Here is a 13,877-nt window from a genome sequence, read left to right as displayed (position 1 = left end):
GAACGGGTCCTAGCGTGACCGGCTCCTGCGGGGAGAGCTGATGATCCGGGCCCATCTCGACAAACTGCTGACCGTGGTGATCGCCGGAGTGCTGGCCGGGTTGGTACTGGCCGCAGCCGCCCTGCCGGCGGCCCTGGTCTTCGGGATCGGCTTCAGCAACCTGTCCACGCCGTATTCGGAGCTGCCGAACACGCTCCGCACGCCGCCGACAGCGCAGCGCTCCAACCTCTACGCCAACGACGGCACCACCCTGATCACCTCCTTCTACCAGGAGGACCGGGTGGACGTGCCGCTGCACGAGGTGGCTCCGGTCATGCGCCAGGCGATCATCGCCGCCGAGGACGTCCGGTTCTACCAGCACAGCGGCGTCGACCTGCGGGGCGTGGTGCGCGCGTTCACCGTCAACAAGCGCGACGGCCAGACCCGGCAGGGCGCGAGCACGCTCACCATGCAGTACGTCCGCAACGTGCTCAGCAGTGATCCGCGGCTGACCGAGGCGCAGCGGGTGGCCGCCACCGAGGTCACCACGGTGCGCAAACTCCAGGAGATGCGGTACGCGCTCGCGCTGGAACGGGAACTCGACAAGGAGGAGATCCTCACCCGCTACCTCAACATCGCGTACTTCGGCGCCGGGGCGTACGGCATCGCGGCGGCCAGCAAGCGCTACTTCTCCCGGTCTCCGGCGGACCTGACCCTGGCCCAGGCGGCGCTGCTGGCCGGCCTGGTCCGGTCGCCGGACAGCGACGACCCGATCAACGGCGACGCCGACAGCGCGTTGGAGCGGCGGGCGTACGTGTTGGAGCGGCTGGTGGAGTCGGGACAGGTGCCGGCGGACGTGGCGGCGGCGGCGCGGGCCGAGCCGTTGCAGCTGCGACCCAGCGAGACCCCGAACGACTGCACGGGGGTGCCCGAGACGCACAACGACTGGGGCTTCTTCTGCGACTGGTTCACCCGGTGGTGGAGCAGCCAGGCCGCGTTCGGGGCGAGCGCCGACGAGCGCCAGCGCACGCTGCGCCGGGGCGGATTCTCCATCGTGTCGTCGCTGGACCCGGCGGTGCAGCAGGCCACCACCGAGCAGGTGCTGAAGATCTACCGACCGACGGATGCGGAGGCCGTGCCGACCGCCGTGGTGCAGCCGGGCACCGGACGGGTGCTGGCCATGTCGGTGAACCGCGCCTACAGCGTGCAGGACAACCCGGTCGGGCAGAAGAACCGCCCGAACACCGTCAACCAGCTGGTCGCCGGTGGTGGGGCGATCGAGGGGTACCAGGGTGGCTCGACGTTCAAGCTCTTCACCATGCTGGCCGCGTTGGAGTCCGGCCTGCCGCTGTCGACCGAGTTCGTGGCGCCCACCCAACTGCTCACCCGGTTCCCGGTCACCGGGCAGGGGAGCTGCGACGGCCGCTGGTGTCCGTCGAACGCGAGTCCGTCGTCGATGGATGGCCCCCGCACCATGTGGAGCGCGTTCGGCCGCTCGGTGAACACGTACTTCGCCTGGCTCACCGAGAAGGTCGGCGCCGACCGGGTGGTGGAGATGGCCGAGCGGCTCGGCATCGTGCTGCGGGCCGACTCCGACGCCAACCTGGCCCGGCACGGCGCGAAGAACTGGGGTCCGTTCACCCTGGGCGTGGCCGCCACCACCCCGCTGGACCTGGCCACCGCGTACGCCACGGTGGCGGCGGAGGGGACCTGGTGCGCACCGTTGCCGGTGGTCTCGATCAGCGACTCGGGCGGTCGCCCGGTCGACGCCGCCAAGCCGGACTGCCGGCAGGTGCTCGACGCCGACGTGGCCAGGGCGGCCACCGACGCCTCGCGCTGCCCGGTCGGCGACCAGTCGATGTACGGGCGATGCGACGGCGCGACAGCGCCCGGACTGCGCGCGCAGGTCGGCCGCCCGGTGGCGGGCAAGACCGGAAGCTCGGAGCGGTACGAGACGGAGACGGTGGTGGCGTTCACGCCGCAGTTGGCGGTCGCCTCGATGGCGGCGAACCCGGACGACCCCCGGGACGCGGTCGGTCAGGCGGTGCAGGCCCGGATGGTGGACGCGGTCGGCAAGGTGCTCGTCGTCGGCCTGCGCGACCAGCCGGTACGCGACTTCGTCCCGCCCAGCGAACGAACCGCTCTCCAACTCACCGGCCCCCGCACCGGCAACTGACCCGGTCGGGTCAGGGGGATTGTTCGGCGTTGCGGGCTATGTTGCGGGCCATTCCGCCGAAGACCACAGCGTGGAACGGGGCCACCGACCCCCAGTAGGCGTGTCCGGCCAGGCCCCGGGGCAGGAAGACGGCACGTTGCTGGTACCGGCTGCGGCCGTCGTCGGCCGGCAGCACCCGCATCTCCAGCCAGGCCCGGCCGGGCAGCCGCATCTCGGCGCGCAGTCGCAGCAGCTCGCCCGGGACGATCTCCTCGACCCGCCAGAAGTCCAACGCCTCGCCGACCTGTAGGCGGTGCGGGTCGCGTCGGCCCCGACGCAGCCCGACCCCGCCGACCAGGCGGTCCAGCCAACCCCGGACGGACCAGGCGAGCGGGAACGAATACCAGCCGTGTTCGCCGCCGACACCTTCGACGACCCGCCAGAGCGCCGCCGGCGACGCGTCCACCGCCCGCTCCCGGACGTCGGTGTACGCGGTGCCACCGGACCATTCCGGGTCGCTGGGCAGCGGCTCCGCGGGGGCGTCCGGGCCGCTCGCCGTCGACCAGCGGGTCTCCACCTGGGCGTCGCGCACCTTGGCCAGCGCCAGCGCCACCGCCTCGTCGAAACCGGTCAGCCCGCCGGGTGGGTCGGGAACGTACCTGGCGATGTCGTGTTCGTGGGCGACCGCCTCGTGGATCAGGCTCTCCACCAGGGGACGAGCGATCGCGTTCGGCACCGGGGTGATCAGGCCGACCCAGTGCGAGGAGAGCGACGGGGTGAGCGGGCGGACCGGCAGGATGATCCGTCGGCGCAACCCGGCCACCCGGGCGTAGCGCTGCATCATGTCGAGGAAGGTCAGCACGTCCGGTCCGCCGACGTCGAAGCCCCGGTTGACCTCCGACGGCAGCTCGACGCAGCCGGCCAGGTAGTGCAGCACGTCGCGCACCGCGATCGGTTGGATCCGGTTGCGGACCCAGCGCGGGGTGATCATCGCGGGCAGCCGCTCGGTCAGGTAGCGCAGCATCTCGAACGACGCCGAACCGGACCCGATGATCACCGCGGCGCGCAGCACCGCCGTGGGCACCCCGCTGGACAGCAGGATCCGGCCCACTTCGGCGCGGGAGCGCAGGTGCGGGGAGGGGACCTCCTCGTCGGCGGCCGGCTCCGGGCCGCCCAGGTACACGATTCGGCGTACGCCGGCAGCGCGGGCCGCCGTCGCGAAGTTGGTGGCCGCCGTCCGGTCGGCCTGCTCGAAGTCGGGCCGACCCAGCGAGTGGACCAGGAAGTAGGCGACGTCCACGTCGGCGAACGCGGCCGCAAGCGTCTCCGGTCTGCTGAGGTCGCCCTCGACGATCTCCGCCGCGCCGGCCCAGGGCACGTCCCGCAGCCGCACCGCCTTGCGGGCGAGGCAGCGGACGGTGTGCCCGTTCGCGAGAAGCAGGGGCGTCAACCGCCCGCCGATGTATCCGGTGGCTCCGGTGACGAGGCATCTCACGGGTCCCAGTCTGCGGCCCCCTAGACTCGTTCGCTGTGGAGACCGAGACGAGCACCTTCTGGGGGCCGGATTTCGCGCAGCTCAGGGCCACCGATCCGGAGATCGCCGGGGTGGTCCTCGGCGAGCTGGAGCGGTTGCGGGGCGGCCTTCAGCTGATCGCCAGCGAGAACCTGACCTCGCCGGCGGTGCTGGCCGCGCTCGGTTCGACGCTCACCAACAAGTACGCCGAGGGCTACCCGGGCCGGCGTTACTACGGCGGCTGTGCCGAGGTGGACCGGGCGGAGGAGATCGGCATCGCCCGCGCCAAGGAGCTCTTCGGGGCGGAGCACGCCAACCTCCAGCCGCACTCCGGGGCGAGCGCCAACCTGGCCGCGTACGCCGCGCTGGTGCAGCCGGGTGACACGGTGCTGGCGATGGACCTGCCGCACGGCGGGCACCTCACCCACGGCAGCCGGGTGAACTTCTCCGGCAAGTGGTTCCACCCGGTCGGCTACCCGGTCCGGCCGGACACCGAGCTGATCGACTACGACGAGGTCCGGGACCTCGCTCGGACCCACCGACCCAAGCTGATCATCTGTGGTGCCACCGCGTACCCGCGCCTGATCGACTTCGCGCGGTTCCGGGAGATTGCCGACGAGGTCGGCGCGTACCTGATGGTGGACGCCGCGCACTTCATCGGTCTGGTCGCCGGCCGGGCGATCCCGTCCCCGGTGCCGTACGCCGACGTCGTCTGCGCCACCACCCACAAGGTGCTGCGCGGCCCGCGCGGCGGCATGATCCTGTGCCGCGAGGCGCTGGCCCAGCGGATCGACAAGGCGGTCTTCCCGTTCACCCAGGGCGGCCCGCTGATGCACGCCGTCGCGGCGAAGGCGGTCGCGCTGCGCGAGGCCGCCCAGCCGGAGTTCCAGACGTACGCCAGCCAGGTCGTCCGCAACGCCCAGGCGCTCGCCGCCGGGCTGGCCGACGAGGGGATGCGCCCGGTGTCGGGTGGCACCGACACCCATCTCGCGCTGATCGACCTGCGGGAGCTGGGGGTGACCGGCGCGGACGCCGAGCGCCGCTGCGACGCCGCGTCGATCACCCTGAACAAGAACGCCATCCCGTACGACCCGCAGCCGCCGATGGTGGCCTCCGGCATCCGGGTGGGCACGCCGAGCGTCACCACCCAGGGGATGCGCGAGGGGGAGCTGCGGCAGGTGGCCACGTTGATCGCGCGCGCGGTACGCACCGATCCCGGGGCGCCGGGAGGCACCGACGAGCTGACCCGGCTGGGTGCCGAGGTCGCCGAGCTGGTCGCGGCGTTTCCGGCGTACCCCCGTGGCTGAGCCCGGGGTGGTCGAGCCTGACAGCGACCGGCGGTGGCGGCTGCGGCACCTGCCGGTGTTGTTGGCCGCGTCGGTGGCGCTCGCCGTGGTCGCGGCGGTCGTCGGTGCGGTGACCGGCGGTGCGACGGCGGCGTTCGGCGCGGCGGCCGGGGTGGGCGTCACGGTGCTCAGCTACACGCTGACCACTGTGGTGCTGGCCCGGGCCGACCAGGTCAACCCTCAGCTGCTGCTCCCGCTCGGTGTGGGCCTGTACGTGCTGAAGTTCAGCCTGCTGGGTGGGGTGCTGGTGGCGGTGGGGTCCACCGGTTGGGCGGGGTTGATCCCGCTCTGCCTCGGCATCGTCGCCGGGGTGGCAGTGTGGACTGCGGTGCACCTCTGGTGGCTGACCACGGTGCACGCCCGCCGGCCGCGGGGCTGACCTGGCCGTCGGCCGGTCGTCCCACCAAGCGGACGCGCCGCAATGTGTCGGCCTCCGGTCATTTTCCCACGGGCGGAAGGGGAGTAGCGTGCCCACAGACGACGGCGCCCACGAGAAGCCCACACAACGACGGTTGTGCGGGGGGTGAGGCACAGCCTCGTCTTCCCGGCTGATATCGTTCGCCCCGTCATGGCTGGTGACCAAACCCCCCGTCCCGCCGGTGAACCTGACGATTATCCGTCCGGTGCCGGTCAGGGTTGGACCGCGCTCAGCTACCTCATCGGAGGAATGCTCGTGTGGGGTTTCATCGGCTGGCTGGTCGACCAGTGGCTCGATACAGGTGGCGTCGCCACCGGGATCGGCGTCGTGCTCGGCGTGACCGGGGGGATCATCCTCGTCGTCCGTCGGCTCGGCACGCCTACTTAGGAAGGGACACGGTGTTCGGACAGGCGAACGTTCTGGCAGCGGGCCAGGCGGCATTCCCACCCAGCGTGGACGACTTCTACCTGCCCGCGATCGTGCCCTGGGGCGCGGAGAACGCCCCGTGGTTCACCAAGTTCACGCTGATGATCTGGCTCGCGGTCGGCGTTTTGATCATCTTCTTCCTGGCGACCTATCGGAACCCGAAGTTGGTGCCGACCAAGAAGCAGTGGTTCGCCGAGTCGATCTACGGCTTCGTGCGCAACAACATCTCGGTCGACATGATCGGGCACCAGGGTGTGCGGTTCGCGCCCTACTTCACGACGCTCTTCTGCTTCGTGCTGCTGACGAACGCGTTCGCGATCATTCCGTTCTTCCAGATCTCGCCGAACTCGCACATCGCCTTCCCGGCGATCCTCGCGGTGATCAGCTACGTGCTGTTCAACTACATCGGCATCCGGCACCACGGGTTCGGCAAATACTTCAAGCACGCCCTGATCCCGCCGGCACCGTGGTACATCCTGCCGCTGCTGATCCCGATCGAGGCGTTCTCGACCTTCATCATTCGGCCGTTCTCGCTTGCCGTTCGTCTCTTCGCGAACATGTTCGCCGGCCACATGCTCCTGCTGGTCTTCACGCTCGGCGGCTTCGCGATGCTCAACGCCAACGCCTGGCTGGCGCCGATCTCGGTGGTCTCCTGGGTGATGACCGTGGCGCTGACCCTCCTCGAGGCGCTGGTCATCGTGTTGCAGGCCTACGTCTTCACCGTGCTGAGCGCCAGCTACATCCAGGGCGCGCTCGCCGAAGAGCACTGATCCACGCACCAACCGTTGTCGTCCCGCGTGAGAGTCACGCGTGATAACCAGGAGGAACCACACCAATGGACGCTAGCGTTCTCGCCGAGGTCACCGGTAGCACCGCTGCCATCGGCTACGGTCTCGCCGCCATCGGCCCGGGCATCGGCGTTGGCCTGGTCTTCGCCGCCTACATCCAGTCGACCGCCCGGCAGCCCGAGTCGTCGCGCATGACCCTGCCGTACGTCTGGATCGGCTTCGCCGTCATCGAGGCGCTCGCGCTGTTCGGCATCGCCTTCGGCTTCATCTGGGCCGGCTGATTCCGCCCCTTCCGACCGGGAGGTCACCCATGTTGTTCCTCCTCGCCGCCGAGGGTGGTGAGTCAGACCACAACCCGATCATTCCGATCTGGCAGGAGATCGTGGTCGGCACGGTCGCCTTCGCCGTGCTCTGCTTCGTGCTGATGAAGTTCGTCTTCCCGCGCATGGAGCAGACGTTCCAGGCTCGGGTCGACGCGATCGAGGGCGGCATCAAGCGCGCCGAGGCCGCCCAGGCCGAGGCGAACCAGCTGCTCGAGCAGTACCGTGCCCAGCTCGCCGAGGCCCGGACCGACGCCGCCAAGATCCGTGACGACGCTCGGGCCGACGCCGAGGGCATCCGGCAGGACATCCTCGCCAAGGCGCGGGAGGAGTCCGACCGGGTCATCCAGGCCGGCAAGGACGCGCTCGCCGCCGAGCGGGCCACCATCGTGCGCGAGCTGCGCGCGGAGGTCGGCACCATCGCGGTGGACCTGGCCAGCAAGATCGTCGGCGAGTCGCTGGCCGACGAGGCACGGCGCAAGGGCACCGTCGACCGGTTCCTGAGCGGTCTCGAGAGCACGGGGGCCCGCTGATGCAGGCCGCCAGCCGGGAGTCGTACAAGCTCGCGGCCGAGCGCCTCGACGCGTACGTCCGCGGCGCGGAGCCGTCGGCGGTGGCCTCCACCGCCGACGCCATCCTCTCCGTGGCGGGGCTGCTGCGGCGCGAGCCGCGGCTGCGCCGGGCGTTGTCCGAGCCGGCCCGTTCCGGTGAGGACCGCGGGGCGCTGCTCGGCGACATGCTGGGCGGGCGGATCGGCGCCGATGCGCTCGACCTGCTCGTCTCCCTGGTCTCCGGCCGCTGGTCGGCACCGTCGGAGTTGCTCGACGGCACCGAGCGGCTGGGTGTGGAGGCGCTGCTCGCCAGCGCCGACAAGGCCGGCGAGCTGGGCGAGGTCGAGGACGAGCTGTTCCGCTTCGGTCAGGTGGTGACCGGTCAGACGGCGCTGAGCAACGCGCTCGCCGACCCGGTCGCCCCGGTCGAGCAGCGGGCCACCCTGGCCCGCGAGCTGCTCGCCGACAAGGCCCGCCCGGTCACCGTCCGCCTCGTCGAGGCAGCGCTCGGCGGGTTCGGGGGACGCTCCTTCAGTGGCGCGCTCACCCGGCTGGTCGAGCTGGCCGCCGACCGGCGTGACCGGCAGGTGGCGTACGTGACCGTCGCGGCCCCGTTGAGTGACGAGGACGAGCGTCGACTGGGTGCGAGCCTCACCGCGATATACGGTCGAGAGGTGTCCGTCAAGCAGACGGTCGACCCCGCCGTTCTCGGTGGCGTGAGCGTCCGGGTCGGTTCCGACCTGTACGACGGCACCATCCTGCGCCGCCTCAACGAGACCCGCAACGCGCTCGCGAAGCGCTGAGCAGCTTCGCCGCTCACACACTGAGCGGCTTCGCCGCCCAGTGTCAGGGCGGTTGTGTCGCCCAGCATCCGGGCGGCTCCGCCGCCCAGCGCCCGGATTGACAGACGCCATTCGGACCGGTTGGTACTAGGTATCCCGGGCCCCTGAATTTTAAGGAAGCAGAGGATGGCCGAGCTGACCATCTCGACGGAGGAGATTCGCGGCGCCCTGGAGCGCTACGTCTCCTCCTACTCGTCCGACGTCTCCCGCGAGGAGGTCGGCACCGTCGCCGACACCGGTGACGGTATCGCCCACGTCGAGGGCCTGCCCTCGACCAAGACCAACGAGCTCCTGGAGTTCGAGGACGGCACGCTCGGCGTGGCGTTGAACCTCGACGTGCGGGAGATCGGCGTCGTCGTCCTCGGTGACTCCGCCAAGCTGGAGGAGGGGCAGCGGGTCAAGCGCACCGACCGCGTGCTCTCGGTTCCGGTTGGTGACGCCTTCCTCGGCCGCGTGGTCAACGCGCTCGGCCAGCCGATCGACGGCCTCGGCGACATCGCCGAAGAGGGCTACCGCGAGCTGGAGCTGCAGGCTCCGAACGTGATGGCCCGGCAGTCCGTGTTCGAGCCGCTGCAGACCGGCATCAAGGCCATCGACGCCATGACCCCGATCGGTCGGGGCCAGCGGCAGCTGATCATCGGTGACCGGAAGACCGGCAAGACCACCGTCGCGCTGGACGCCATCCTCAACCAGCGGGACAACTGGCGCACCGGCGACCCGAAGAAGCAGGTCCGCTGCATCTACGTCGCCATCGGCCAGAAGGCCTCCACCATCGCCTCGATCAAGGGGCAGCTGGAGGAGGCGGGCGCGCTGGAGTACACGACCATCGTCGCCTCGCCCGCGTCCGACCCGGCCGGCTTCAAGTACCTGGCCCCGTACACCGGCTCGTCCATCGGGCAGCACTGGATGTACGGCGGCAAGCACGTCCTGATCGTCTTCGACGACCTGAGCAAGCAGGCCGAGGCGTACCGGGCCGTGTCGCTGCTGCTGCGTCGCCCGCCGGGCCGTGAGGCGTACCCGGGTGACGTCTTCTACCTGCACTCGCGTCTGCTGGAGCGCTGCGCGAAGCTCTCCGACGAGCTGGGTGGCGGCTCGATGACCGGTCTGCCGATCATCGAGACGAAGGCCAACGACATCTCGGCCTTCATCCCGACCAACGTCATCTCGATCACCGACGGCCAGATCTTCCTGGAGACCGACCTGTTCAACCAGGGCGTTCGTCCGGCGATCAACGTCGGCACCTCGGTCTCCCGGGTCGGCGGCGCCGCCCAGGTGAAGCCGATGCGCAAGGTCGCCGGTTCGCTGCGGCTCAACCTGGCCCAGTACCGCGAGCTGGAGGCGTTCGCCGCCTTCGCCTCCGACCTGGACCGGGCCTCCCGGGCCCAGCTGGACCGCGGTGTCCGGCTGGTCGAGCTGCTCAAGCAGCCGAACTACTCGCCGTACCCGGTGCAGGAAGAGGTCGTCTCGGTCTGGGCCGGCACCGAGGGCAAGCTGGACGACATCCCGGTGGGTGACGTCCGGCGCTTCGAGGCCGAGTTCCTCCAGTACCTGCGGCACAAGCACGAGGGTGTGCTGGCCGGGATCGCCGACAACCAGTGGGGCGACGACATCGTCAACTCGCTGGACACGGCGATCACCGAGTTCAAGCAGGTCTTCCTCAACAAGGAGGACGAGCGCAAGGTCAACGACGCGCCGGCCGCTCCGCTCGAGGGTGACGAGAACCGCGAGACGGTGACCCGCTTCCGCGACGGCGCGACCGACCGCCCGGCCGAGAGCTGATCCCATGGCGGCCCAGGTACGCGTTCTTCGTCAACGAATCCGCTCGGCGAAGTCGATGAAGAAGATCACCAAGGCGATGGAGCTCGTGGCGACGAGCCGGATCGCCAAGGCTCAGGCCCGGGTGCAGGCGTCCCTGCCGTACGCCCAGGCCATCACCGGCGTGCTCACGGCGCTGGCGTCCAACGCGCGGATCGACCACCCGTTGCTCACCCCGCGCGAGCGGGTGCGGCGGGCGGGCGTCCTGTTGGTCACCAGCGACCGTGGCCTGGCCGGCGGCTACAGCTCCAACGCGATCAGGATGGCCGAGTCGCTGATCGCGCGCCTCAGGGCGGACGGCAAGGAGCCGGTGCTCTACGTCATCGGACGTAAGGGTGTCGGGTTCTACCGATTCCGTGACCGGCCGATCGAGGCGAACTGGACCGGCTTCAGCGAGCAGCCGTCGTTCGAGGACGCCCGTGCCGTGGGTGAGACGCTGATCAAGGCGTTCACGGCCGGTGCGGACGACGTCGACGGCGGCGCTGGCGCGGACGGGGTGCTCGGCGTCGACGAGTTGCACATCGTCTACACCGAGTTCCACTCGCTGATGACGCAGAACCCGGTCACCAAGGTCATCGGTCCGATGCAGGTGGAGGACCGGCCGCGCTCCGAGGGGCTGCTGCCGGCGTACGAGTTCGAGCCGGAGGCGGAGGCGCTGCTCGACGCGCTCCTGCCGAGGTACATCAACACGCGGATCTACGCGGCGTTGATCGAGTCGGCGGCGAGTGAGTCGGCGGCGAGGCGGCGGGCGATGAAGAGCGCCACCGACAACGCCGAAGAGATGATCGAGAAGTACACGCGTGAGATGAACTCGGCCCGCCAGGCTGGGATCACCCAGGAGATCAGCGAGATCGTCGGCGGCGCCAACGCGCTGGCCGCGTCGGGAAGTGAAGTGTGATGACTGCCCCAGTAGAGACCAAGACGGCCACGGGTCGCGTGGTCCGGGTCATCGGCCCGGTCGTCGACGCCGAGTTCCCGCGCGACGCCATGCCGGCCCTGTTCAACGCCCTGAACGTCACCGTGAGCCTGTCCGGCGGTGAGAAGACGCTGACCCTGGAGGTCGCCCAGCACCTGGGTGACAACCTGGTCCGCGCGATCTCGATGCAGCCGACGGACGGTCTGGTTCGCGGCGCGGAGGTTCGTGACTCCGGTTCGCCGATCACCGTTCCGGTGGGCGACGCGGTCAAGGGCCACGTGTTCAACGCGATCGGCGAGGTGCTCAACCTCAAGGAGGGCGAGACCCTCACCCCGGACGACCGGTGGGGTATCCACCGCAAGGCCCCGGCCTTCGCGGACCTGGAGCCGAAGACCGAGATGCTGGAGACCGGCATCAAGGTCATCGACCTGCTCGCCCCGTACGTCAAGGGCGGCAAGATCGGCCTGTTCGGTGGCGCGGGCGTGGGCAAGACGGTGCTCATCCAGGAGATGATCACCCGTGTCGCCCGTAACTTCGGTGGTACCTCGGTCTTCGCCGGCGTGGGTGAGCGCACCCGTGAGGGCAACGACCTCATCGCCGAGATGACCGAGTCCGGCGTCATCGACAAGACCGCGCTGGTCTACGGCCAGATGGACGAGCCGCCGGGCACCCGTCTGCGGGTGGCGCTCTCCGCGCTGACCATGGCGGAGTACTTCCGGGACGTGAAGAAGCAGGAGGTGCTGCTCTTCATCGACAACATCTTCCGCTTCACCCAGGCCGGTTCGGAGGTCTCCACCCTGCTCGGCCGTATGCCGAGCGCCGTGGGTTACCAGCCGACCCTGGCCGACGAGATGGGCGAGCTCCAGGAGCGGATCACCTCCGTCCGGGGCCAGGCCATCACCTCGATGCAGGCGATCTACGTGCCGGCGGACGACTACACCGACCCCGCCCCGGCCACCACGTTCGCCCACCTGGACGCGACCACCAACCTGGAGCGGTCGATCTCCGACAAGGGCATCTACCCGGCCGTGGACCCGCTGGCGTCCTCGTCCCGGATCCTTGCCCCGGAGTTCGTCGGCCAGGACCACTTCCAGGTCGCCACCGAGGTGAAGCGGATCCTGCAGCGCTACAAGGACCTGCAGGACATCATCGCCATCCTCGGTATCGAGGAGCTCTCCGAGGAAGACAAGATCACCGTGGCCCGGGCCCGGCGGATCGAGCGCTTCCTGTCGCAGAACACGTACGCCGCGGAGCAGTTCACCGGTGTTCCGGGCTCGACGGTTCCGATCAAGGAGACCATCGAGGCGTTCCGTAAGATCAGCGAGGGTGAGTACGATCACTTCCCCGAGCAGGCGTTCTTCATGTGCGGCGGTCTCGAGGACCTGGAGAAGAAGGCTGAGGAGCTGATGAAGGGCTGACCAGCCCGATCAGATCCGCAACAAAAAGACTGCCCCGGCAACGCCGGGGCAGTCTTTTGTTCATGTTCGCGTCCTATCATCGTCGCGGTCCGTTAGCGGTGGTCGTCGGTTCCACGGCACCCGAGATACGGTCGTTCCGCGCTCACCCGAACGAGCGTTGATCCTTGCAACCTTTCGGCGACGTGCGCCCGTCTTTAACCCGTGGGCGTAACGAACGGAGATGCTCGTGGGTAAGGCCGGCAAGAGTGGCCGCAGGTCGTCCGTCTGGCGGGGTGTGCCGCGTTGGGCCAAGATCTGCACGGTGTTCGGCACCGTGCTGACGGTGCTCAGTGGGGCAGTGCTGGTCGGCTCCGAGGTGCTGATGGCGCGCTACGAGGGTGCCGTCGGCAAGGCGGACCTGTTCGGTGACCAGGCGGCGGGCGCTCAGGCGAAGAAGAGCGACATCAAGGGTCCGCTCAACATCCTGCTGGTCGGCATCGACCCGCGTACGCCGACGGCGGCACCACTGGCAGACTCGATCATGGTGCTACACGTGCCGGCGTCGATGGACCGCGCCTACCTGTTCTCGATGCCTCGGGACCTCTACGTGCGCATCCCGCCGTTCAAGAAGGCCGAGTTCCTGGGCGAGACCACGAAGATCAACGCTGCCATGTCACACGGCAGCAAGGTCCCGGGGGCGAACCCCGACGCGGCCCGGGGCTTCGAGCTGCTGGCGACGACAGTGCAGAACGTGACGGGCATCAAGCGATTCGACGCCGGCGCGATCATCAACTTCAGCGGTTTCCAGAAGATCGTCGACGCCATGGGTGGCGTCGACATGTACATCGAGCGGGAGGTGCGGTCCGAGCACAAGCAGCCGGACGGTAAGGCGCGACCGGGCAACACCCGCGGTGAGGGCTACGTCGGCCCGCAGGCGGTGTACAAGAAGGGCAACCAGCACCTGAGTGGGTGGCAGGCGCTGGACTACGTGCGGCAGCGTTACCCGAAGAACGGCGTTCCGGATTCGGACTACGGCCGGCAGCGCCACCAGCAGCAGTTCGTCAAGGCGATGGTCGGCCAGGCGTTCAGCGCCGACGTGGTGTCCAACCCGGTCAAGCTGGACAAGGTTCTCCGCGCCGCCGGTCAGTCGCTGATCTTCAACGGTCGGGGCAACAGCGTTGTCGACTTCGGGCTCGCCCTGAAGGACATCCGCCCGAACACCATCGAGATGATCAAGCTTCCGGGTGGCGGGGTGTACGACGGCAAGAGGTACCTGGGTGAGCAGTTCCAGGAGGGGGTCCCGGACTTCTTCACCGCACTGCACAACGAGCAGCTCGATCCGTTCCTGTTGGAGCACCCCGAATTCGTGAACAAGACGAAATAGTCGTGACGCCGATGTCCCCCACCCGCG

The 13,877-nt window shown here is 69.4% G+C and carries 13 protein-coding genes; 12 read left to right on the top strand and 1 reads right to left on the bottom strand.

The genetic code is table 11. The annotated features are described in order from the left end of the window. The first annotated feature begins 40 nt into the window (after positions 1 to 40). Positions 41 to 2,155, top strand: coding sequence for a transglycosylase domain-containing protein (locus tag O7631_RS32685; protein ID WP_278147746.1), 2,115 nt, complete (start codon positions 41 to 43; stop codon positions 2,153 to 2,155). Positions 2,156 to 2,165: 10 nt separating this feature from the next. On the opposite strand, the gene O7631_RS32680 is transcribed toward O7631_RS32685, so the two are convergent. After that, on the bottom strand, positions 2,166 to 3,629 hold the full coding sequence (locus tag O7631_RS32680; protein ID WP_278147745.1) for an SDR family oxidoreductase: 1,464 nt from the start codon (positions 3,627 to 3,629) through the stop codon (positions 2,166 to 2,168). Between the two features lie 35 nt (positions 3,630 to 3,664). Here O7631_RS32680 and glyA point away from each other — a divergent pair, with 35 nt between their 5' ends. The 11 genes from glyA (at position 3,665) to O7631_RS32625 (ending at position 13,850) form a co-directional block, all read left to right on the top strand. Beyond that, positions 3,665 to 4,954, top strand: coding sequence for a serine hydroxymethyltransferase (gene glyA, locus O7631_RS32675; RefSeq protein WP_278147744.1), 1,290 nt, complete (start codon positions 3,665 to 3,667; stop codon positions 4,952 to 4,954). Next, complete coding sequence (locus O7631_RS32670) at positions 4,947 to 5,372, top strand: hypothetical protein (RefSeq protein WP_278147743.1); 426 nt, start codon at positions 4,947 to 4,949, stop codon at positions 5,370 to 5,372. The genes glyA and O7631_RS32670 overlap by 8 nt, the downstream gene beginning before the upstream one ends. A 189-nt stretch (positions 5,373 to 5,561) precedes the next feature. Next, on the top strand, positions 5,562 to 5,798 hold the full coding sequence (locus O7631_RS32665) for an AtpZ/AtpI family protein (protein ID WP_091405894.1): 237 nt from the start codon (positions 5,562 to 5,564) through the stop codon (positions 5,796 to 5,798). Positions 5,799 to 5,809: 11 nt separating this feature from the next. Next, positions 5,810 to 6,607, top strand: a complete 798-nt coding sequence (gene atpB / locus O7631_RS32660) for a F0F1 ATP synthase subunit A (RefSeq protein WP_278147742.1) — start codon at positions 5,810 to 5,812, stop codon at positions 6,605 to 6,607. A 65-nt stretch (positions 6,608 to 6,672) separates the two neighbouring features. Next, the gene (locus O7631_RS32655; protein WP_091405890.1) at positions 6,673 to 6,906 is read left to right on the top strand and encodes an ATP synthase F0 subunit C; all 234 of its coding nucleotides are present in this window, start codon (positions 6,673 to 6,675) and stop codon (positions 6,904 to 6,906) included. Positions 6,907 to 6,938: 32 nt separating this feature from the next. Further along, entirely contained in the window at positions 6,939 to 7,478 is a 540-nt protein-coding gene (locus tag O7631_RS32650; protein WP_112584053.1) for a F0F1 ATP synthase subunit B, read from the top strand. Then, complete coding sequence (locus O7631_RS32645) at positions 7,478 to 8,299, top strand: F0F1 ATP synthase subunit delta (RefSeq protein WP_278147741.1); 822 nt, start codon at positions 7,478 to 7,480, stop codon at positions 8,297 to 8,299. Before O7631_RS32650 ends, O7631_RS32645 begins: the two co-directional genes overlap by 1 nt. 165 nt (positions 8,300 to 8,464) lie before the next feature. Next, positions 8,465 to 10,117, top strand: a complete 1,653-nt coding sequence (gene atpA, locus O7631_RS32640) for a F0F1 ATP synthase subunit alpha (protein ID WP_278147740.1) — start codon at positions 8,465 to 8,467, stop codon at positions 10,115 to 10,117. Between the two features lie 4 nt (positions 10,118 to 10,121). Continuing rightward, a complete protein-coding gene (locus O7631_RS32635; protein ID WP_278147739.1) occupies positions 10,122 to 11,051 on the top strand; it encodes a F0F1 ATP synthase subunit gamma in 930 nt (309 codons plus the stop codon). Beyond that, positions 11,051 to 12,487, top strand: coding sequence for a F0F1 ATP synthase subunit beta (atpD, locus tag O7631_RS32630; RefSeq protein WP_278147738.1), 1,437 nt, complete (start codon positions 11,051 to 11,053; stop codon positions 12,485 to 12,487). The genes O7631_RS32635 and atpD overlap by 1 nt, the downstream gene beginning before the upstream one ends. Before the next feature lie 220 nt (positions 12,488 to 12,707). Continuing rightward, the gene (locus O7631_RS32625; protein WP_278147737.1) at positions 12,708 to 13,850 is read left to right on the top strand and encodes an LCP family protein; all 1,143 of its coding nucleotides are present in this window, start codon (positions 12,708 to 12,710) and stop codon (positions 13,848 to 13,850) included. The last annotated feature ends 27 nt before the right edge of the window (positions 13,851 to 13,877 follow it).

The organism is Micromonospora sp. WMMD967, from assembly GCF_029626165.1.
GTDB classification, from domain to species: domain Bacteria; phylum Actinomycetota; class Actinomycetes; order Mycobacteriales; family Micromonosporaceae; genus Micromonospora; species Micromonospora taraxaci.
The sequence above is the reverse complement of the archived record's forward strand: the minus strand, read 5'-3'. Positions and strand labels throughout refer to the sequence as shown.